Below are 21,886 nucleotides of genomic sequence, written 5' to 3'. Positions count from 1 at the left end.
GCTCTACTGCAAGGAGGCACGGGTGCCGCTGCTGACCCGCATCAGGGGACCGCGCGATCTGGATCGGCTCAGCCTTGAGCAGCTGGACCAGCTGGCGGGCGAGATCCGGACCTTCCTCGTCGACGCTGTCTCCAAGACCGGCGGCCACCTCGGCCCCAACCTCGGCGTCGTCGAGCTCACCATCGCCCTGCACCGCGTCTTCGAGTCGCCGAAGGACCGTGTGCTGTGGGACACGGGCCACCAGTCCTACGTCCACAAGCTGCTCACCGGCCGGCAGGACTTCTCCCGGCTGAAGATGAAGGGCGGCCTCTCCGGCTACCCCTCGCAGGCCGAGTCCGAGCACGACGTCATCGAGAACAGCCACGCCTCCACGGTCCTCGGCTGGGCCGACGGCCTCGCCAAGGCCAACCAGGTGCTGAAGCGCGACGACCACGTGGTCGCCGTCATCGGCGACGGCGCACTCACCGGCGGCATGGCCTGGGAGGCGCTCAACAACATCGCCGACGCCAAGGACCGCCCCCTGGTCATCGTCGTCAACGACAACGAGCGCTCGTACGCCCCCACCATCGGCGGCCTCGCCAACCACCTGGCGACCCTGCGCACCACCGACGGCTACGAGCGCTTCCTGGCCCGCGGCAAGGACTTCCTGGAGCGCACCCCCGTCGTCGGCAGGCCCCTCTACGAGACGCTGCACGGCGCCAAGAAGGGCCTCAAGGACTTCATCGCCCCGCAGGGCATGTTCGAGGACCTCGGCCTCAAGTACGTCGGCCCGATCGACGGCCACGACATCGAGGCCCTGGAGTCCGCACTCGCCCGCGCCAAGCGCTTCGGCGGCCCGGTCATCGTGCACTGCCTCACCGAGAAGGGCCGCGGCTACCAGCCCGCCCTCCAGGACGAGGCCGACCGCTTCCACGCCGTCGGCAAAATCCACCCCGACACCGGCCTGCCGATCGCGTCCTCCGGCGCCGACTGGACCTCCGTCTTCGGCGAGGAGATGGTCGCCCTCGGCAAGGAGCGCGAGGACATCGTCGCCATCACGGCCGCGATGCTCCAGCCGGTCGGCCTCGACCGGTTCGCCAAGGCGTTCCCCGACCGGGTGTACGACGTCGGCATCGCCGAGCAGCACGGCGCCGTCTCCGCGGCCGGGCTCGCCACCGGCGGGGTGCACCCCGTCTTCGCCGTCTACGCGACGTTCCTCAACCGCGCCTTCGACCAGGTCCTGATGGACGTGGCCCTGCACCGGTGCGGCGTCACCTTCGTCCTCGACCGGGCGGGCGTCACCGGCACCGACGGCGCCTCGCACAACGGCATGTGGGACATGTCCGTCCTCCAGGTCGTCCCCAGCCTGCGGCTCGCCGCGCCGCGCGACGCCGACCAGGTCCGTGCCCAGCTCCGCGAGGCCGTCGAGGTCGACGACGCGCCGACCGTCGTCCGCTTCTCCAAGGGCGCCGTCGGACCCGCGGTGCCCGCCGTCGGCCGGATCGGCGGCATGGACGTCCTGCGCGAGCCGGGCACCGACGCCCCGGACGTGCTGCTCGTCTCGGTCGGCGCGCTCGCCCCGATGTGCCTGGAGATCGCCGCCCTCCTCGACCGGCAGGGCATCTCGACGACGGTCGTGGACCCGCGCTGGGTCAAGCCCGTCGACGAGGCCATGGCCCCCCTCGCCGAACAGCACCGCGTCGTCGTCACCGTCGAGGACAACTCCCGGGTCGGCGGCGTCGGTTCGACGATCGCGCAGGCGCTGCGCGACGCGGGCGTCGACGTACCGCTGCGCGACTTCGGCATCCCCCCGCGCTTCCTCGACCACGCCTCACGCGCCGAGGTGATGGCGGAGATCGGGCTGACCGCCCCCGACATCGCCCGCCAGGTCACCGGGCTCGTCGCGAAGCTGGACGGGCCGCAGGAGGAGCTGCGCGCGTCCGGCGGCAGCCGCGCCGGGCGCCGCGCCGGGCGCCGGGCCGGGCAGGCCGCGGACTCGGTGGAGCCCGCCCGCGACTGACCCCTCCGGCCGGAGCGGTCCGGCGGCCCCGCAGACCCATCGGGCCGGTTCCAGCACCCTGTACGGGTGGTGGAACCGGCCCGTTCGCGTGAACCTCCCCGCGCCGGGGCAGGCGGAGCCAGAGCCCCCTCGATCATGTCGAGGACGACGAGCGCGGGAGGTACAACCGTGAGCAGCACCCTCTTCAGGACGAAGAAGGTCGAGCAGTCGATCGCGGACACCGAGGAACCGGAGCACGCACTCAAGAAGTCTCTGTCCGCTCTGGACCTCACCGTCTTCGGTATCGGTGTCATCATCGGCACCGGCATCTTCGTCCTCACCGGCAAGGTCGCCAAGGAGAACGCGGGCCCGGCGGTCTCCCTGGCCTTCGTCGCGGCGGGCGTCGTCTGCGCCCTCGCCGCCCTGTGCTACGCCGAGTTCGCCTCGACGATCCCGGTCGCGGGATCCGCGTACACGTTCTCCTACGCCTCGCTCGGCGAGCTGCCCGCCTGGATCATCGGCTGGGACCTCGTGCTCGAGTTCGCGCTGGCCACCGCGGTGGTCGCGGTCGGCTGGTCGGGTTACATCCGCTCGCTGATGGACAACGCGGGCTGGCATCTGCCCGACGCGCTGGGAGGCCGGGACGGGGCCGACAGCTTCGGCTTCGACATCCTCGCCGCCGCGCTGGTGCTGGTCCTCACCGCCATCCTCGTCCTCGGCATGAAGCTCTCGGCCCGGATCACCTCGATCGTCGTCGCCATCAAGGTGACCGTCGTCCTCATCGTGATCATCGCGGGTGCCTTCTTCATCAAGGGCGGCAACTACCGGCCGTTCATCCCCGAGGCGCAGGAGCAGGCGGCGGGCGGCGGCCTCAAGGCCCCGCTGATCCAGTTGATGTTCGGCTGGGCGCCCACGAACTTCGGCGTGATGGGCATCTTCACGGCCGCCTCCGTCGTCTTCTTCGCCTTCATCGGCTTCGACATCGTGGCGACCGCCGCCGAGGAGACCAGGAACCCGCAGCGCGACATGCCCCGCGGCATCCTCGGCTCCCTCATCATCTGCACCCTGCTCTACGTGGCGGTGGCGACCGTCGTCACGGGCATGCAGCACTACACGAAGCTGTCCATCGACGCCCCGCTCGCCGACGCCTTCAAGTCCACCGGGCACCCGTTCTTCGCGGGGGTCATCAGCTTCGGCGCCGCCGTCGGCCTCACCACCGTCTGCATGATCCTGCTGCTCGGCCAGACCCGGGTGTTCTTCGCGATGAGCCGCGACGGGCTGCTGCCCCGCTTCTTCTCCCGCGTCCACCCCCGGTTCAGGACCCCGCACCGGCCGACCATCCTGCTCGGCGTGGTCATCGCGATCGTCGCGGGCTTCACCAGCCTCAGCGAACTGGCCGAGCTGGTGAACATCGGCACGCTCTTCGCGTTCGTCGTCGTCGCCATCAGCGTGATCATCCTCCGCCGCACCCGCCCCGACCTGCACCGGTCCTTCCGCACCCCGCTGGTGCCGCTCGTCCCGATCGTGTCCGTGCTGGCCTCGCTGTGGCTGATGCTCAACCTGCCGGCGGAGACCTGGGTGCGGTTCGGGATCTGGATGGTGATCGGCTTCTTCATCTACTTCCTCTACGGACGCACGCACAGCCGCCTCGCCCTGCGCGAGAAGGCCGCCGCCGAGGGGGCCGCGGGCCCCGGCGGACCCGCCGACGGCAACCGGTGACCGACAGTCTCCTTCTCATGTGTCACCCCGGCCCCGTATGTCCCGCTTCGGTGGAGACGTCGGGGCCGGATAGCGTGCCCGTATGCTCGCCCCGGCCCGTACGCCAGCACGCTCCGTAACCGGCTCCCGGGCGGTGGCGGAGCCGGCCGCGCGCCCCCCGTACTGGCGCCGGCTGCTGCCGGTGCTGACCCTGCTGGCCTGCGTCACCCGCGTCCCCTCCTTCGCGCACCCGCTGTGGAACCCGGACGAGGGCTACCTCGCCGTACAGGCCCGGCTGCTGGCGGACGGGGGAGAGCTGTACGAGACCGTCGTGGACCGCAAGCCGCCACTCGTGCCCTGGCTGTACGAGGGCGCCTTCGCGGTCTTCGGCGACGCCTCGCTCACCTCCGTACGGGTCCTCGCGGTCGCGGCCCAGTTGCTGACCGCGCTGCTGCTGGCGTCCCTGGCACGGCGCCGCTGGGGCGACACGGCGGGCCGCGCCGCCGGTGTCCTGCACCTGCTGATCTCCGTCGGACTCAACCCCGAGGACGCGCAGGCCGCCACCTTCGAGGTCTTCATGCTGCCGTCCACGGCCGCCGCGATGTGGTGCGCCGACCGCCGCCGCTGGGGCGCGGCCGGAGCGGCCGTCGCCTGCGCGTTCCTCACCAAGCAGACCGGCGCCGCCGTGCTCGTACCGGTGGTGTGGCTGCTGTGGCGGCACGGGTCGCCACCGCGCGGCGTGCTGCGGCTCACCGCCGGGGCGGTGCTGCCCCTCCTCGCCGCCGCACTGGCCACCGACCCCGCCGGGTTTCTCTTCTGGACGGTCACCGGGTCGGGCGCGTACGCCTCCTTCACCGGCTCCGAACTCCACGTACTGGCCCGGGGCCTGGCCAACACCGCGATCCTCGCCGTCGCCTGCGCGGGACTGATCCCACCGATGCTGCGCGCCCTGCGCGTCGCCCGCACCGGCTCGGCGGACCTGTGGCTGTGGCCGGCCTCCTCGGCGGCTGCCGTAGCGGCCGGCTTCCACTTCTTCGGCCACTACTACCTGCAACTCGTCCCGCCCCTCGCCCTGCTGGCGACGGCCGCGCTGCACGTCCTGCCCCCCGGCCGCCCGGTGACCGCCGTGGCCACCTCCGCGTGCTGCTGCGCCCTGTTCCTCGCCTGGGGCCTCTTCGCCCCCCGCCCCGGCCTCGTCCACACCCAGCGCCTAGCCGACGCGGTGGCGCGCCGGACGGATCCCGGGGAGCGCGTCCTCGTCTGGGGCATACACCCCGAGACGTACTGGCTGGCCGACCGCACCCCCGCGAGCCGCTATCTCACCGCCGGACTCCTCACCAACTACAGCGGCGGCCGGGACGGCCCCCGGGTCGGCGAGAAGTACGCGGTCGCGGGCGCCTGGCCGGTGTTCCGCCGGGAGATGACGGCCCACCCGCCCGCCCTCGTCGTCGACGACTCGGGCGGCAAGCCGTACGCCCCCGCCCGGATCCCGTCCCTGCGGCACCTCCTGAGAGCGGGCTACGCACCGGTGGCCACGGCCGACGGAGCGGTCCTGTACGCCCGCGTGCCCGGCTGAGCGCCCGCTCCCCGGGCCCCGTCCGGCTCAGGCCGGTCCCCGCACGGCGCGCGGCCCGGTGACCTCCGCCCCCGCCTCGGTCACCCGGCGCCTCAGCTCCCGGTCGGCCGTGACGACCAGGCGGTCACGGCCGGCCGCCCCGGCCGCGAGCTCCGCGATCCGGTCGTCGCCGCTGCCCGCGGCCTCCTCCACCCGTACACCCGGCACCGACTCCACGCCCCGGGCCGCGCCCTCCACCACCAGCACGATCTCCACGGGCCCCGCGTGCCCCGGCAGCCCGTCCCGCGCCAGCCGGTCCCGCAACCGCTCCGCGGCCCCCCGCCGGTCCCGCCACCACCCGTCGGGCACGGACCCGACGACATTGGCCCCGTCGATGATCACCAGCAGCGGCTCGTCCATGGGGCCAGGGTGGCACGGCCGGTGCCGCCGCGGTCATGTCGCGGCGGCCCAACGTGATGTCACGGTGCGGATCGCGGCCACCGCCTCGGCGGCCAGCCGGTCATCGCCGCGCACGGAAGGGGCGAACTCGATGTGCAGAAACGGAACATCCTCCGCCGCTGCCGCACGGCCCTGGACGTTCTCCCGCCCCTCCAGCGGACACGTGCGGACCCATCCCCGGCACACCTCGACATTCCGCTTCCGGAGGGCGTCGGCGAGGCGCCGCCCGTCGGCGCGGCCCGACCGCCCGGCGCCCGTGGAGGCCACGACGTCGTAGCCGGGAGCGGAGCCGGCGGCGAAACCGTGCAGCTGTACACCGGGGATCCCGCGCCGGGCGAGTTCGGCACAGACCGCGTGGAAGACCGTGTCCCGGCGATGCGCCACGTCGGCCGCATCGCCTCGTGCTGCTTTGCGATGTGCGCCGGCAACGATGAGGATGCCGCCCGGAGCGCTCCGTAGAACGCGTACGCCGAGCTGTTCGGTGGCCCGGTCCGCGACAGGATGAGGGACCTGTACGGACCAGCGGGGGCGGTGGCCGAGGCCCACATACACGCGACCCCAGCCCCTCGGGGCGCGGGCCTGTTCGGCTTGGTCGTACACCTCCGCGAAGCGGCGTCCGCTCCCGCTGTCGATCACTGTGCGAACGGCGAAGTCGACCTGAGCCAGCCGTCGTACTGCCTGATCCCGACGTCCGTCGAGCAGGAGTCCGACTCCCTCGGCGAGGGTCCGCCGCTCTGTGGCCGACGGCGCCCGGAAGCCGTGGTCCGGGGTGAACCGGCTCGTGTAGGCGCTGACGGAGTCCGCCAGATCGACGGAGGGGCGGCCGTCTTCCGGACGGCTCCCGGCGGCATTCCGGTCGTCGGCCCCCGACCACCGCACGGCTACCGTGACCGCACCCGCCAGGGCGAGAACAAGGGAGAGAAGTGTTGCGATTGTTATCGTTATCGACCGAGTCTCTCGCATGGTTGTACCAAGATATCCCGGTGACCAGACGCCGTAGCCGCCCTGCCCTGCCCGCCCTTCTGACTCCGCTGGCCCTCGTGGCCGCGCTGGCCGGATGCGGCCTTGTCACGGACGAGTCGGACGACGGCCCGACGGGTGGCGGCCGCTCGTTCACCGTCGCCGCGGCCGGGGACATTCTGATCCATCCCCAGCTGATCGAGCAGGCGCGGAAGGACGGGAAGAAGACCGGCGAGGGTGCGAACGGCATGGACTTCGGCCCCATGATGGCCGGCGTCAAGCCGGTGATCAGCAAGGCCGATCTGGCGATATGTCACTTCGAGCCGGTGGTGGGCAAGCCGAACGGACCGTTCCGGAGCTACCCGGACTTCCTCGTACCGCCGCAGATCACCCAGGCGGTCAAGGGCGTCGGGTACGACACCTGCTCCACGGCCTCGAACCACACCCTCGATCACGGGTACGGCGGTGTGAAGCGCACCCTGGACACCCTGGACGCGGCCGGTCTGAAGCACACGGGCTCCTTCCGCACCAAGAAGGACGCGCTCACCCCGCTGGTCATGGACGTCAAGGGCGTGAAGGTCGCGCAGCTCTCGTTCGCCTTCGGCTTCAACGGCCGTGAGCTGCCCAAGGACAAGCCCTGGCTCGTCAATCAGAACGACCTGGACAGGATCCGGACCGCGGAGAAGCAGGCGCGGGCGGCCGGTGCCGAAGTCGTGATCCTCTCCATCCACTGGGGCCGCGAACACCACCCCAACCCCTCCGCGCCGCAGCTCGAGTTCGCCCGTCGGCTGGCGGACGAGACCGGCATCGACCTGGTCATCGGCCATCACGCGCACGTCGTCCAGCCGATGGAGAAGGTCGGTGGCACGTGGATCGCCTACGGCCTCGGCAACCAGATCGCCCGTCACGACGTTCCGACAGGTCTCACCGAGGAGGGTGTGATCGGGTGGTTCACCTTCACGGAGCACGACGGTGAGTGGAGTGTGCGGGCCCGGTACGAACCGACGCTCGTCGACATCCCGCCGGACCACGAGAACACCGGTGACGGTGCCACCGCCGAGGCCGAGGACGGCGAGGTCCAGGACTACCGGCTGCTGAGCGTGGCCGAGGCATTGAAGTCCGAGGACCTGACCGATCAGGAACGGGCCCGCTACCGGCTCGCCTACGAACGCACCGAGGGCACCATGCTCAATCGGGGTGCGGCCAAGGACGGTCTGAAGCCCCTCACGGACCTGCCGGACTGACGCGGGCGGGGCGGCGGCCCGCCGGTACCCGAGCGGATCCAGCGCGGCCGATTGTGTCCTGCCGCCGGGCGAGCTGTTCACTTCTGCCCGTATGTGGCCACCCGAAACGCACTGTTGCGTAGATCACGTTCGGTTCGTACAACTTCGGGTCTCCTTCACGTGTCTCACACACCTGGAGACCCACAAGTCTCCGTCGCGCAGCCGTGGCACCCGCTCACGTCCCGTACCCCGCGTACGCATGTCCCTCAGGTCCTGCGTACGCCCAGCACGCCCGTAGACCGCATGAGAGGACCCGTTCGTTGGCGCCCACGTCCCCGGCGCGGCAGCACCGTGCCCGCCGAAGAGCCGACATGTCGTTGCTCGGAGGCATACGTCCGCCGATCGCGGTCCTGTCGGTACTCCTGCTCTCCCTCGCGGGGATCACGGCGCTGGTGCTCGGACCGGCGGGCGACGTCGTCGTACCCAAGGCGGTCCAGACGTCGCAGCAGCACTTCGCGGAGGACGGCGCGATCGCCCTGCGCGCGTCCATCGACGAATCGGTGACCGACCTGACCCGGTCCGCCGCCCTCTTCAGCGCGGGCGAGCCGGTCGGCGGCGACACCGTGCTCGACAAGCTCGGCAACACGTACCAGAAGTGGATGGGCACCGCGGTCATCGAGATCCGGTCCGGCAAACTCGTCGCGGCTCGCGGCGAGACCGTTCCGCTGACCTCGCTCGACCGGTCCTCCCTCGCCGACGAGAACGGGCTCGCGCCCCGTATGGTCCGGCTCGAGAACGGTGAGGTCCGGCTGCTCTCCTTCGCCCTGCTGTCCTGGCCGGCAAGCCCCAACTGCTTCTGGTGGCCTCCAACAGTCTGCGGTTCCCCGGCATCAGCCTCGGCCAGTTCCGTTCCATCGCGGTGGTCGACCGCTCCGGAGCGATCCTCAGCAGCGACGGCATCCCCGAGCCGGAGCAGGTACTCACCGACCTCCAGCGCGAGGAGGTCGCCGCCTCGAACAAGCAGCTCAAGGTCTTCGCCGGGAAGGCGGCCGAGAAGGCCGGGAAGAATCCCCTCAGCAGCAAGGAACCCGGATCCGGCGGCTACCAGGGGGTGAGCGGCAGCCTGCTCGGCGGCCGGTATCTCAGCGACCGCTCCGTGGCCGGGTACGCCACCCTCGCCTCACCGGAGCCCGGCGAGACCACCACCGCCACCGGCCTCGGTCTCACCGTGGTCGCCATGGTCCAGGTCGCGGAGGACCCCACCCGCACCGCCTCACCCGTCTTCTGGCTGATCGCGGGCGGCGCCCTGCTGGTCATCGGCGGCATCGCCGTCGCCGTACTGATCGGCACCGTGCAGCGGCCCCTCATCAAGCTCTTCCTCGAGTCCCGCCGCCTCACCCGCGGCGACCTGAACCGCCCGGTGAGCGTCCCGGGATACGGCGAGGCCCGCCGTATCGGCAACGCCCTGGAAGAGCTGCGCCGCCAGCTCCTCGACGAATCCCACGAGACCGCGGGCCCCGCCGCTCGGCCCAGCGGCCTGCGCCGCACGGGCACCCGCGCCCTGCTCTCCGTCTGCGCGGTGCTGCTTCTCGCCTGGTCGGCCCCCCTCCTGCTCACTCTCAACCGCGCGGACGGCACGGTCGTCGTACCGCAGCAACTGGTCAACGACCAGCGTGAGCGCACCGACACACTGAGCGACCGGGTGCGCCGCGCCATGAACGAGGGCGAGGCGGACCTCCAGTCCGTGGCCACCCTCATCGGTGACCGCACGAGTTCCACCGACATGACCAAGGTCCTCGACCGCACCATCAACCAGCACCAGCGTTACCAGGCGCTCTACGTCGTCGACGCCTCCGGACACGTGGTCGCCAAGGCCGGCGACGACCCGCACGAGGCCAAGCCGGGAGCGGCCACCGCCGCACCCATCCGGTTGCTCGGCCAGGGAGGCAAGAAGCCCCTCGTGGTCGGGACGGCCGAGATCCCGGGCCGTGACGGATCGGCGCTGATCGGGGAGTTCCGCATCGACTTCCTCAACTCGCTCCTGAAGCGCCCGGGCCTCGGCGTCGTCCGCCTCGTGGACTCCAAGAGCCACGTGATCGCGGGCAACACCGGCTTCCTCGCCTTCCAGTCCCTGCCCGACGACCACCTCGAGGATCTGGTCTCCGCCTCCAACCAGAAGGTCGGCAAGTCCGCCCACGCGGCCGGAGTCCTCTACCGGCACGACGGTGTGCGGATCGCCGCCTCGGCCCCGTTCGTGGGCGGCGGCGCGGCCAAGGCGCTCGACTGGACGGTCGTCAGCTGGCAGCCCGCGAACCGCCTCGCGATCCCCGAGTACGAGATCCAGCACCGCACCGTACTCGCCGGACTGCTGGGCGCGGCCGCGGCCGCCGCCTGCCTGGGCTGGATGCACATCGTCGTCGCACGCCCCCTGCGCGCCCTGGCCGGCCAGGCCGAGGCACTGGTAGGCGGGGACCGCAAGTCCGTCCTCTTCCCCCGCAACCACGACGAGGTGGGGGCGATCACCCGATCGCTGGAGCTGCTGCGTCAGCAGCTCCAGGAACAGCGACGCCAGCCGCCACCCCGCCCGCGGCGCTCCCAGGACCCACACGATCCGCAGCACGAGCAGTACGTAAGGAACTGATCCCAGTGCTCTTCCTCTACACCGTCCTGATGGTGTGCTGCGCCGTCCTGCTGGTGGCAGGCATCGTCGAACAGCGGCGGCACTTCACCAACCTGGACAACATCCCCGCCCGGGTGCTCGTGAACGGCATCCGCGGCAAGTCGTCCATCACCCGGCTGTGCGCGGGCGCGCTGCGCGGCGGCGATCTGACGACCGTCGCCAAGACGACCGGAACCGCCGCCCGCTTCATCCACCCCGACGCCACCGAGGAGCCCGTCTACCGCAAGTTCGGCATCGCCAACGTCGTCGAGCAGATCGGCATCGTCCGGCGCGCCGCCGCGTACAACCCGGACGCCCTCGTCATCGAGTGCATGGCCGTCATGCCGGCCCTCCAGGAGATCAACCAGTCCAAGCTGATCCGCTCCACGATCGGCGTGCTGTGCAACGTCCGTGAGGACCACCTCGCCGAGATGGGCCCGACCCTGGACGACGTGGCCCGCTCGCTGTGCCGGTCCATGCCGGAGGGCGGCATCTGCGTCACGGCCGAGCAGGACCGCTTCCACATCCTCCAGGAGGAGGCGGACTCCCGGGACTGCAAACTGATCTACGCGGACCCCGAGACGGTCAGCGACGAAGAGCTGCGCGGCTTCAGCTGGTTCACCTTCAAGGAGAACGTCGCGATCGCGCTCACCGTCGCCGAACTCCTCGGCGTGGACCGGCAGACCGCCCTCCAGGGCATGTACGACGCCCCGCCGGACCCCGGTGTCCTCTCCGTCGAGCGCTATCTCACGCCCGACGACAAGAAGCTGCGCTTCGCCAACGTCTTCGCGGCCAACGACCCCGAGTCGACGCTGATGAACATCAACCAGCTGCTCGACCTCGGCGCCATCCACCGGCCGCTGAACGTCGTCATCAACTGCCGTCCCGACCGCGTCGAGCGCAACGGCCAGATGGGCGAGATCATTCCCGAGCTGGACCCCGAGCGGGTCTTCGTGATCGGCCATCCGGCGAAGAGCGCCATCGACGCGATCCCGGCGGCCTACCGGGACCGCGCCGTCGACCTCGGCGGCGACCGGCGTGCCGCAGAGGAGTTCATGGCGCAACTGCTGGACGGGCTCGGCCCCGACTCCTCGCTGGTGGCGATCGGCAACATCCACGGCCAGGGCGAGCACCTGCTCGAGTATCTGGCCGAACTGCCCGCCGACGACAGCGCGGACGACAGCGCGGACGACAGCACCTCCGACGGCCCCCCGGCGGGCCCCCACGGCGGCGCGCCCGGCGCGGTGAGTGCCGACAGCGGGACGCGACGGTCCGGCGTCCCCGAGCACGTCGAGACGATGCCGTTGTACGCACCGCGCATCGACCCGTTCCAGCACTACCCGGAGGCGTACGAGACGCGGTACACGCCGCAGCCGCACGTCCCCGAGCAGCGCACCACCGAGCAGCACCCTCCGCGACCGGCGCAGCCGTACACGCCCGGCACGGAGCAGCACTTCCAGAGCCCGCCGCCGCGGCATGTGCCGCAGCAACGGCCACCCGTCCAGCAGACCCGTGAATTCCGGCCGAGCCCCCAGGCGCCGCAGGCCCCGGCCGCGACACCTTCCGGCACGGCTGAACTGCCGGGTACGCGCGGCCTGTTCGAGCCCCGCGTACCCCCCACGCCCACCGACGACGACCCGCAGCAGTGGCACAGCGCAGGAGAGCCCCGTTGATCCCCTCCGTCCTCACCCCCGAGATCGCCGCGATCGGCATCGGTCTGGGTCTGATGTTCTCGCTCATCTGCTATCTGACGACGAACCTCTCACCCGGCGGAATGATCACCCCCGGCTGGCTCGCGCTCACTCTCATCGAGGACCTCCAGCGCGCCGCGCTCGTGCTCGGCGTGACCGTCCTGACGTACGTCACCACCCTGCTCCTGCAGCGGGTGGTGATCCTCTACGGGAAGCGGCTGTTCGCGGCCGTCGTCCTGACCGGCGTACTCATCCAGGCCACCGTGATCATCGTCCTGCAGATGGAGTTCCCGCTGCTGTACGCCAACCAGACGCTGGGCTTCATCGTCCCCGGCCTCGTCGGCTACCAGCTCGTGCGCCAGCCCAAGGGAGCCACGCTGCTCTCCACCGGCTCCGTCACCCTCGCCACCTACGTCGTGCTGACCGCCGGGATCCTCCTCGGCGCCATGCCGTCCGCCTGACCCGCCGTCCACTTCGGAACCACTGGAGCCGTCACCATGCCGAAGCGCAAAGGCCGCCCCGTTCTCCACGCGGCCACGGTCCTCACGCTGCTCGCCGGCAGCGCGTACTTCACGTTCGAACTGCGCCAGGACGAACAGGAGAAGGTACCGGCCGTGCAGTCGGTCACCGACAAGGTCGACCTGGAGAACTCGGGCAAGGTCGGCGGAAAGCAGACCTGGGAGCGTCTGCGCGCCCCCGCTCGCTCCGTGCTGCGCAGCGAGGGCGGGGCGGTGATCGCCACCTTCACGGACGGCGCCCGCACCGCGACGCTCAAGGGCCCGTCACGTACCTTCACCGAACCGTCCAACACCAAGTCCCGGGTGGTCACCGAGGACTGGGTGCGGCTGATGCCGGAGACGTGGCGCAAGGGCGCCGAGAAGGAGAAGTGGTTCAAGGACTGGTTCAAGGAGTTCTACGGCAGCGAGGAGGACGACGTCTTCGCGTACGCCTTCCAGTACATCGAGGGAGCCCCCGTCAAGAAGGACGACGAGGGGATCGCCTACGCCGGTGACGCGTCCTTCGGCCCGCTCAACCCGAACGGCAGCGAGGGCAACGACCTGCGGGACGAGCTGTCCGACTTCTACGACTACCTCGGCATCCCGTACACCTTCCGTGACGGCGTCACCCAGCAGCCCGAGACGCAGCGGGCCCGCGCGGTCGACTGCTCGGGCTTCCAGCGGCTCGTCTGGGGCTACCGCGCCCGCTACCCCCTCAGGTCCTCGGACACCTCGGGCGACGGCCTGCCGCGCAGCGCCAACGGCATGGCCCGCTCCGACATCGGTGCGGACATCATCCCGCTCAAGGGCGTCGGAGCCTCGGACCGGCCTTCCCACATCGACGTCCTGCAGCCGGGCGACCTCGTCTTCTTCAAGCTCGACCAGCGGACGAAGCAGCGCCTGGACCACGTGGGCATGTACATGGGCCACGACACCGACGGGCACATGATCTTCGTCTCCAGCAGAGAAGAGGTAAACGGCCCGACCATCGGTGACAAGGGCGGCACCTCCCGCCTCGACGGCAACGGCTACTACGCGTCCACCCTGCGCAGCGCCAAGCGCCTCTGAACGGGCGGGGGTGGCTCCCGCGCGCGGGGCCGGCCCCGCTTAAAGTGAACTGGTGAACGGCGACTGGCTGCGACGTGGGCGCGACGGCAGGCTCAGTGTGTACCTTCTGTCGGACGACGCCGTCCTGTGCCGGGCCGAGCGCGGGCCCGGCGGTCCCTGGGACGCCCCGCGCACCGTGGGCGGCGACCAGCGCCTGCACCCCGTGCTCGCCGTCGGCCAGGGCGCCGACGGCTACACCCACCTCGTGTCGTGGCGGCCCACCGTCCCCGGTGAGGCGGGCCTCGTCCACTCCACGCACTTCCGGCCCCGTCTCGCCGCCCTGGACTGGAACCCGATCGGCCACCCGGACAAGAAGGGCGACCGTACCGGCGCCCCGGCCGTGGCGGTCGACGCCGAAGGGCGCGCCCATGTCTTCGTCCGCAACAAGGGCGGCGGCGTGAGCATGACCGGCCAGAAGGAGAAGGGCGGCTGGGGGCCGTGGCACGACCTCAAGGGACGTGAGCTGTACGAGGACCTGGCGGCCGTGACGGGGGAGTCGGGGCGCGTCGAGCTGTTCGCGGCCGGGCCGGAGGGGATCTGGCACTGGCGGCAGGAGGAGGCCGGCGCACGGCCGGTGCTCCAGGAGGCCGTGGAGACGCCGGTCCGGCCCGGGACCCTGCGGGCGCTGGCGACCTCCCCGGAGGCCTGCACACTCTTCTTCACCGACACGTCCGGCGACCTGTGCGCCTGGCGGCCGGGTGGCAAGCCCCGCACGCTGCTCGCGGCGGCCGGGCCGGGGCCCGTGTCCGCCCTCCGCTGCGAACTCGACGGCCACGACTGCACGTTGCTCGCGCAGGGGGCGGCGAGCGGACGGGTGGCGTTCGCCGCGTACCCGACCGAGGACGAGGCGGCGGGGGCATGGTGGACCGAGTCGGGGCCGCGACTGCCTCCGGGCGCCCTGGTGTCGCTCGCGGAGGACGAGAACGGGCGCGTGGTCGCGGCGAGTCGCGCGCCGGGGGCCGGGGAGCTGCGGATCACCCGGCGGAAGGCGGAGGCGGGGCTGGCGCTGGAGGCGTGGCGGGACCTCTCCGGCCCGCCCGGCGCCTGAGGGCGAGTACGGCGGCGCGCCAGGCGCGTCAGCGTGATATGCGGTGGCAGCGCACTACGGGCGTCGACGGACGAAGCCGGATGCCCCGCACTGCAACGACGGGTGCCCCGCACACCGATGTGGTGTGCGGGGCACCCGGGGATACAGCGGGGCGGTTACGCCGGGACCGACGCGACGCCCGGCTCCAGGAACTTCTTGCCGTTCACCCGCTCGGAGACGCCCTCGCGGTCCAGGTACGGCGTGATGCCGCCCAGGTGGAAGGGCCAGCCGGCGCCGGTGATCAGGCAGAGGTCGATGTCCTGCGCCTCGGCGACGACACCCTCGTCGAGCATGAGCCCGATCTCCTGGGCGACGGCGTCCAGGACGCGGGCGCGGACCTGCTCCTCGGTGAGGACGACGTCGCCCTGCTGGAGGAGGGCGGCCACCTCGGGGTCGAGCTCCGGCTTCCCGGAGTCGTACACGTAGAAGCCGCGCTTGCCGGCCTTGACGACGGCGGCGAGGTTCGGGGAGACCGTGAAGCGGTCCGGGAAGGCCCGGTTGAGGGTCTCCGACACGTGCAGGCCGATGGCGGGGCCGACCAGTTCGAGCAGGACCAGCGGGGACATCGGCAGGCCCAGGGGCTCGACCGCCTTCTCCGCGACCTCGACCGGGGTGCCCTCGTCGATGACGTTCTGGATCTCGCCCATGAAGCGGGTGAGGATGCGGTTGACGACGAACGCCGGGGCGTCCTTCACCAGCACCGCGGTCTTCTTCAGCTTCTTGGCGACACCGAAGGCCGTGGCCAGCGCGGCGTCGTCGGTCCGCTCGCCGCGGACGATCTCCAGGAGCGGGAGGATCGCGACCGGGTTGAAGAAGTGGAAGCCGACGACCCGCTCGGGGTGCTTCAGCTTCGACGCCATCTCGGTGACCGACAGCGAGGAGGTGTTGGTGGCGAGGATCGCGTGCGCCGGGGCCACCGCCTCGACCTCCGCGAAGACCGTCTGCTTGACGCCCATCTCCTCGAACACGGCCTCGATGATGAAGTCCGCGTCCGCGAAGCCCTCGGCCTTGTCCAGGACACCGGTCACCAGCGCCTTGAGGCGGTTGGCCTTGTCCTGGTTGATGCGGCCCTTGCCGAGCAGCTTCTCGATCTCGGCGTGGACGTAGCCCACACCCTTGTCGACGCGCTCCTGGTCGATGTCGGTCAGGACGACCGGCACCTCGAGGCGGCGCAGGAAGAGCAGCGCCAGCTGGGAGGCCATCAGGCCGGCGCCGACGACGCCCACCTTGGTGACCGGGCGGGCCAGGCTCTTGTCCGGGGCACCGGCGGGACGCTTGCCGCGCTTCTGCACCAGGTTGAACGAGTAGATGCCGGACCGCAGTTCGCCGCCCATGATGAGGTCGGCGAGCGCCTTGTCCTCGGCGTCGAAGCCCTGCTGGAGGTCGCCGTTCTTCGCCCCGGCGATGATCTCCAGCGCGCGGTAGGCGGCCGGGGCCGCACCGTGCACCTTGCCGTCGGCGATGAACCGGCCGCGCGCGACGGCCTGGTCCCAGGCCTCACCGCGGTCGACGGGGGCACGCTCGACGACGATCTCGCCCTTGAGGACGGACGCCGTCCAGATCAGCGACTGCTCCAGGAAGTCCGCACCCTCGAACAGGGCGTCGGCGATGCCCAGTTCGTGTACCTGGGCGCCCTTGAGCTGCTTGTTCTGGTTGAGCGAGTTCTCGATGATCACCGAGACGGCACGGTCGGCGCCGATCAGGTTCGGGAGCAGCGTGCACCCGCCCCAGCCGGGGACCAGACCGAGGAAGACCTCGGGGAGGGAGAACGCGGGCAGGGCCTTCGACACCGTGCGGTAGGTGCAGTGCAGGCCGACCTCGACGCCGCCGCCCATCGCCGCGCCGTTGTAGTAGGCGAAGGTGGGCACGGCGAGCGAGCCGAGGCGCTTGAAGACCTCGTGGCCGCCCTTGCCGATGGCGAGCGCGTGCTCGTGCTCCTTGAGCAGCTCGACACCCTTGAGGTCGGCGCCGACCGCGAAGATGAACGGCTTGCCGGTGACACCGACGCCGACGATCTCGCCGTCCGCGGCCTCCTTCTCGACCTGGTCGAGGGCGGCGTCGATGTTCGCCAGCGACTGCGGGCCGAGGGTGGTCGGCTTGGTGTGGTCGAAGCCGTTGTCGAGGGTGATGAGCGCGAAGCGCCCCGCGCCCAGCGGCAGTTCGAAGTGGCGTACGTGCGCCTGCGTGACGACCTCGCCCGGGAAGAGCTCGGCGGCGCCCTTCAGCAGCTCAGCGGTGGTGCTCACTTGTCGCCTCCGGCGTCCTTGTGGTGCGGGTTCTCCCAGATCACCGTGGCGCCCATGCCGAAGCCGACGCACATGGTGGTGAGGCCGTAGCGGACCTCGGGCTGCTCCTCGAACTGGCGGGCCAGCTGCGTCATCAGACGGACGCCGGAGGAGGCGAGGGGGTGGCCGTAGGCGATCGCGCCGCCGTACTGGTTGACGCGCGCGTCGTCGTCGGCGATGCCGTAGTGCTCGAGGAAGGCCAGCACCTGGACGGCGAAGGCCTCGTTGATCTCGAAGAGGTTGATGTCGTCGATCGACAGGCCGGCCTGGGCGAGGGCCTTCTCGGTCGCCGGGATCGGGCCGTAGCCCATCACCTCGGGCTCGACACCCGCGAAGGCGTAGCTGACCAGGCGCATCCTGACCGGCAGGCCGTTCTCGCGGGCGAAGTCCTCGGACGCGATGATCGAGGCGGTCGCACCGTCGTTGAGCCCGGCGGCGTTGCCGGCGGTGACGCGGCCGTGCGTACGGAACGGCGTCTTGAGACCGGTCAGGCTCTCCAGCGTCGTGCCCGGGCGCATCGGCTCGTCGGCGGTGACCAGGCCCCAGCCGGTCTCACCGGTCTCGGGGGTGGTGCGGCGCACGGAGATCGGCACCAGGTCCTGCTGGATCTTGCCGTTGGCGTACGCCTTGGCGGCCTTCTCCTGCGAACGCACCGCGTACTCGTCGGCGCGCCGCTTGGTGATCGTCGGGTAGCGGTCGTGCAGGTTCTCCGCGGTCATGCCCATGAACAGGGCGGACTCGTCGACCAGCTTCTCGCTGACGAAGCGCGGGTTCGGGTCGACGCCCTCACCCATGGGGTGGCGGCCCATGTGCTCGACACCACCGGCGATGACGGCGTCGTACGCGCCGAAGGCGATGGAGCCGGCCGTCGTGGTGACGGCGGTCAGCGCGCCGGCGCACATGCGGTCGATGGAGTAACCGGGGACGGACTGCGGCAGCCCGGCCAGGATGCCGGCCGTGCGGCCCAGCGTCAGACCCTGGTCACCGATCTGCGTGGTCGCGGCGATGGCGACCTCGTCGATCTTCTTGGGGTCGAGAGCCGGGTTGCGGCGCAGCAGCTCCCGGATCGCCTTCACGACGAGGTCGTCGGCGCGGGTCTCGTGGTAGATGCCCTTCGGGCCCGCCTTGCCGAACGGGGTGCGGACGCCGTCGACGAAGACGACGTCCCTGACGGTACGAGGCACGATGGCTCTCCTCCAGATGCGGGATGGCACTGCTGCGCGTCACACGCGACTGAGCGCGCGCTCACCCACATGCTACTTACGAGTAACCATGCTGCCCAGTCCCGTACGCCCAAGCGGTGAACGTCACACCCGGAGCACACCCCGGCCGCGTCCGCACCGCGCCCCCGCCGCGGCCGGCCGCCGGGACCGGCCGCGGCGGGACGTCAGGCCTTCGTCGCGGTCAGCGCCTTCACGAGGACGGGCGTGACCTGCTCGACCTGCCAGCGGCGCGCCCCGTGGCCGGTGAGCGCCGCGGCGACCGACTCCGCGTCGGGCACGGCCGGCGGCTCCCAGCACACCCGGCGCACGGTGTCCGGGGTGATCAGGTTCTCCTGCGGCATGTTCAGCCGCTCGGCGAGCGCCGACACCCCGGCGCGGGCGGCGGACAGCCGGGCCGCCGCCGCCGGGTCCTTGTCCGCCCAGGCGCGGGGGGGCGGGGGACCGGTCACCGGCTGGCCGGGCTGCGGCAGCTCCGACTCCGGCAGCGCCCGCGCCCGGTCCACGGCGGCCTGCCACTGCTCCAGCTGGCGCCGGCTCAGCCGGTGCCCGAAGCCGCCCAGCGCGGAGAGCGCGGTCGTGCCGGACGGCAGGCTGAGCGCGGCCTCGATGATCGCGGTGTCGCCGAGCACCTTGCCCGGGGAGGCGTCCCGGCGCCGCGCGATGCGGTCCCGGGTCTCCCACATCTCCCGTACGACCGCCATCTGCCGGCGGCGCCGCACCTTGTGCATGCCCGAGGTGCGCCGCCAGGGGTCCTTGCGCGGCGGCGCGGGCTCGGCCTGCGCGATCGCGTCGAACTCCTGCCGGGCCCAGTCCAGCTTGCCCTGCCGGTCCAGCTCCTTCTCCAGGGCGTCGCGCAGGTCGACCAGGAGCTCCACGTCCAGCGCGGCGTAGCGCAGCCACGGCTCGGGCAGCGGGCGGGTGGACCAGTCGACGGCGGAGTGGCCCTTCTCCAGTACGAAGCTGAGGACGCCCTCGACCATGGCGCCGAGGCCCACGCGCGGGAAGCCGGCCAGGCGCCCGGCCAGCTCGGTGTCGAAGAGGCGGGTGGGGACCATGCCTATCTCGCGCAGGCAGGGCAGGTCCTGGGTGGCGGCGTGCAGCACCCATTCCGCGCCGGAGACCGCCGCGCCGAGCCCCGACAGGTCGGGGCAGGCCACGGGGTCGATCAGTGCGGAGCCCGCGCCCTCGCGGCGCAGCTGCACCAGATAGGCGCGCTGGCCGTACCGGTATCCGGAAGCGCGTTCGGCGTCGACGGCGACGGGGCCCCGGCCGGCGGCGAAGGCGGCGATCACCTCGGCGAGCGCGGCCTCGTCGGCGACGACGGGCGGAATGCCCTCGCGGGGCTCGAGCAAGGGGATCGGCGCCGATTCGACGTCGTCCGGAGGGCCGCCTCCGGTGGTTCGCAGTGAGCTGTTAGCTGCGGTCTCTTGGGCGTCGGTCACCTGTCAAGACTATCCGTGTATGCAAGACGCCCGCCGACGGAACGTTCCGCCGACGGGCATCCGGGGGTCGTGAACCAGCCAGGTCAGTGAATGATCCCTGTTCGCAGGGCCACCGCGACCATCCCGGCACGGTCGCCGGTGCCGAGCTTGCGGGCGATCCGGGCGAGATGGCTCTTGACGGTCAGGGCGGACAGGCCCATCGAGACGCCGATGGCCTTGTTCGACTGGCCCTCCGCGACCAGTCGCAGCACCTCGACCTCGCGGCCGGAGAGCTCCCGGTAGCCGCCCGGGTGGCTCGGGGCACCCGGGGGGCGGCGGTGCATCCGCGCGGCGGCGGAACCGATGGGGGCGGCGCCGGGGCGGGTGGGGAGCCCCACGTTCGTCCGCGTGCCGGTGACGACGTAGCCCTTCACCCCGCCCGCGAGGGCGTTGCGGACGGCGCCGATGTCGTCGGCGGCGGAGAGGGCGAGGCCGTTGGGCCAGCCCGCGGCGCGGGTCTCGGACAGCAGGGTGAGCCCGCTGCCGTCGGGCAGGTGGACGTCGGCGACACAGATGTCGCGCGGGTTGCCGATTCTGGGACGGGCCTCCGCGACGGACGACGCCTCGATGACGTCACGCACTCCGAGCGCCCACAGATGGCGGGTGACCGTGGAGCGGACCCGGGGGTCGGCCACGACCACCATGGCGGTCGGCTTGTTCGGGCGGTAGGCGACCAGGCTTGCGGGCTGCTCGAGGAGAACGGACACCAGGCCTCCTGGGGGGCGGGACGGGGCCGGCTGGGGATGGAGCCGGGACGAACCGTGCTTTCAAGGTCACAGACGTCTTCGGCATCAAACCCCTCGGCCTTTAGAGAATGATCACGATTTGGTGAGTAACAATCCGTGCAAATCGGACGCACGAGCGATCACCCGAAGATCAAACCGAGGCGATGCGCTTTCGCATGCGTCCGAAAGTGGCCGTATCGACAAAGCGCCGGTCATGCGCGGGGGTGACCGGCAGGCCGGACTCGAAAACAGGACCGGCCGCGTCGTATGTGTTCGACGCGGCCGGGTCGGCGGGGTGACGCGGGACCTACGGGGGCGGTGCCGAAGCGGCGGGCCGTAGTGACGGGCCGGAGCGGCGGGCCGGACCGGACGCCGGGACCGGCGGGCCGGGTGGCGCGCGGTTGGCGGGGCGGGCCGGCTGGCGCGACGGTCGGCGGGGCGGTGCGGGGCGGTGCGGGGCGGCGCGGGGTCGGACGGTGCGGAGGGCGGTGGGGCCGGGGGCGGTGCGGAGGTCAGCGGGACTGCGGGCCGCGGCGCTGGGGGAGGGTCACGACTGAGGCGTCTCCCGGGGAGACGGGCGGCAGGCCCGCGATCTGGCAGAGCAGGTCGCACCACGCGGCGAGATGCGCCGCCGTGTCCGGGACACCGCCCAGGCCCTCGCGAGGCGTCCACGACGCCCGGATCTCGATCTGGGAGGCGGCCGGACGCTCCGCGAGCCCGCCGAAGTAGGAGGAGCCGGCCCGGGTGACCGTGCCGCTCGGTTCACCGAACGACAGCCCCCGCGCCTGGATCGCGCCGGTCAGCCACGACCAGCAGACCTCCGGCAGCAGGGGGTCCGAGGCCATCTCCGGCTCCAGCTCCGCCCGGATCAGGGTGACGAGACGGAAGGTGCCCTTCCAGGCGTCGTGCCCCGCCGGATCGTGCAGCAGCACCAGCCTGCCGTCGGCCAGGTCCTCGTCCTCTTCGACGACGGCCGCCTCCAGGGCGTACGCGTACGGGGCCAGGCGCTTGGGCGCGGGCGTCGGGTCGAGCTCGATCTCCGGTCGCGGCCGGGCCGCCCTCAGCGCCTCGACGGCCGCCCGGAACGGCACCGGAGGCGTCTGTGTCGCGTCCCGCTCCCGCTGCTCCTCCCCCTCCTTCTCCTTCTTCTCGTCCATTCCGCCAGCGCCGTCCGACAGTCGTCCCTGAGCCGCAGCCATGCGGGGAAGATTAAGGGGAACGGAGCCTTCGCGCAGGGCAAGACACCCGTACGCCGGAC

The 21,886-nt window shown here is 71.7% G+C and carries 15 protein-coding genes and 1 pseudogene; 9 read left to right on the top strand and 7 right to left on the bottom strand.

Annotated features, from left to right (window positions below):
* Positions 1-22 precede the first annotated feature (22 nt).
* The 3 genes from dxs to ACFY93_RS06180 all read left to right on the top strand — a co-directional run bounded on the left by dxs (position 23) and on the right by ACFY93_RS06180 (position 5,252).
* Complete coding sequence (gene dxs, locus ACFY93_RS06190) at positions 23-1,999, top strand: 1-deoxy-D-xylulose-5-phosphate synthase (RefSeq protein WP_391353997.1); 1,977 nt, start codon at positions 23-25, stop codon at positions 1,997-1,999.
* 168 nt (positions 2,000-2,167) lie between these two features.
* The gene (locus ACFY93_RS06185; protein ID WP_391353995.1) at positions 2,168-3,697 is read left to right on the top strand and encodes an amino acid permease; all 1,530 of its coding nucleotides are present in this window, start codon (positions 2,168-2,170) and stop codon (positions 3,695-3,697) included.
* A gap of 82 nt (positions 3,698-3,779) precedes the next feature.
* Complete coding sequence (locus ACFY93_RS06180; RefSeq protein WP_391353994.1) at positions 3,780-5,252, top strand: glycosyltransferase family 39 protein; 1,473 nt, start codon at positions 3,780-3,782, stop codon at positions 5,250-5,252.
* A gap of 27 nt (positions 5,253-5,279) precedes the next feature.
* On the opposite strand, the gene ACFY93_RS06175 is transcribed toward ACFY93_RS06180, so the two are convergent.
* Both ACFY93_RS06175 and ACFY93_RS06170 read right to left on the bottom strand, forming a co-directional pair.
* The gene (locus ACFY93_RS06175; RefSeq protein WP_391353993.1) at positions 5,280-5,651 is read right to left on the bottom strand and encodes an NTP pyrophosphohydrolase; all 372 of its coding nucleotides are present in this window, start codon (positions 5,649-5,651) and stop codon (positions 5,280-5,282) included.
* A 33-nt stretch (positions 5,652-5,684) separates the two neighbouring features.
* Complete coding sequence (locus ACFY93_RS06170) at positions 5,685-6,653, bottom strand: hypothetical protein (protein ID WP_391353991.1); 969 nt, start codon at positions 6,651-6,653, stop codon at positions 5,685-5,687.
* Positions 6,654-6,673: 20 nt separating this feature from the next.
* Between ACFY93_RS06170 and ACFY93_RS06165 the strand changes: the two genes are divergently transcribed.
* The 6 genes and pseudogenes from ACFY93_RS06165 (at position 6,674) to ACFY93_RS06140 (ending at position 14,875) form a co-directional block, all read left to right on the top strand.
* Positions 6,674-7,894 carry a CapA family protein gene (locus ACFY93_RS06165; protein WP_391353990.1) on the top strand — a complete coding sequence of 407 codons (1,221 nt, stop codon included), beginning with the start codon at positions 6,674-6,676 and terminating at the stop codon, positions 7,892-7,894.
* Positions 7,895-8,244: 350 nt separating this feature from the next.
* A pseudogene (locus tag ACFY93_RS06160) lies at positions 8,245-10,514 on the top strand (HAMP domain-containing protein).
* Positions 10,515-10,519: 5 nt separating this feature from the next.
* Positions 10,520-12,205 carry a poly-gamma-glutamate synthase PgsB gene (gene pgsB / locus ACFY93_RS06155; protein WP_391353988.1) on the top strand — a complete coding sequence of 562 codons (1,686 nt, stop codon included), beginning with the start codon at positions 10,520-10,522 and terminating at the stop codon, positions 12,203-12,205.
* Positions 12,202-12,684, top strand: a complete 483-nt coding sequence (locus tag ACFY93_RS06150) for a poly-gamma-glutamate biosynthesis protein PgsC/CapC (protein WP_391353987.1) — start codon at positions 12,202-12,204, stop codon at positions 12,682-12,684. The genes pgsB and ACFY93_RS06150 overlap by 4 nt, the downstream gene beginning before the upstream one ends.
* 36 nt (positions 12,685-12,720) lie before the next feature.
* On the top strand, positions 12,721-13,788 hold the full coding sequence (locus ACFY93_RS06145; protein ID WP_391353985.1) for an NlpC/P60 family protein: 1,068 nt from the start codon (positions 12,721-12,723) through the stop codon (positions 13,786-13,788).
* A 52-nt stretch (positions 13,789-13,840) separates the two neighbouring features.
* Positions 13,841-14,875 carry a hypothetical protein gene (locus ACFY93_RS06140; protein WP_391353984.1) on the top strand — a complete coding sequence of 345 codons (1,035 nt, stop codon included), beginning with the start codon at positions 13,841-13,843 and terminating at the stop codon, positions 14,873-14,875.
* A 155-nt stretch (positions 14,876-15,030) separates the two neighbouring features.
* Here the strand turns inward: ACFY93_RS06140 and ACFY93_RS06135 are convergent, their stop codons facing one another.
* The 5 genes from ACFY93_RS06135 to ACFY93_RS06115 form a co-directional block, all read right to left on the bottom strand.
* A complete protein-coding gene (locus ACFY93_RS06135; protein WP_391353983.1) occupies positions 15,031-17,160 on the bottom strand; it encodes a 3-hydroxyacyl-CoA dehydrogenase NAD-binding domain-containing protein in 2,130 nt (709 codons plus the stop codon).
* Complete coding sequence (locus tag ACFY93_RS06130; protein WP_391353982.1) at positions 17,157-18,383, bottom strand: acetyl-CoA C-acyltransferase; 1,227 nt, start codon at positions 18,381-18,383, stop codon at positions 17,157-17,159. Before ACFY93_RS06130 ends, ACFY93_RS06135 begins: the two co-directional genes overlap by 4 nt.
* A gap of 203 nt (positions 18,384-18,586) precedes the next feature.
* Entirely contained in the window at positions 18,587-19,864 is a 1,278-nt protein-coding gene (locus ACFY93_RS06125; RefSeq protein WP_391353980.1) for an HRDC domain-containing protein, read from the bottom strand.
* Between the two features lie 83 nt (positions 19,865-19,947).
* Positions 19,948-20,610, bottom strand: coding sequence for a response regulator transcription factor (locus ACFY93_RS06120; protein ID WP_019073943.1), 663 nt, complete (start codon positions 20,608-20,610; stop codon positions 19,948-19,950).
* 530 nt (positions 20,611-21,140) lie between these two features.
* The gene (locus tag ACFY93_RS06115) at positions 21,141-21,827 is read right to left on the bottom strand and encodes a DUF3000 family protein (RefSeq protein ID WP_391353979.1); all 687 of its coding nucleotides are present in this window, start codon (positions 21,825-21,827) and stop codon (positions 21,141-21,143) included.
* Positions 21,828-21,886: the final 59 nt, after the last annotated feature.

Source organism: Streptomyces sp. NPDC008313 (genome assembly GCF_042956125.1).
In the GTDB taxonomy this organism is placed as follows: Bacteria; Actinomycetota; Actinomycetes; order Streptomycetales; family Streptomycetaceae; genus Streptomyces.
The sequence above is the reverse complement of the archived record's forward strand: the minus strand, read 5'-3'. Positions and strand labels throughout refer to the sequence as shown.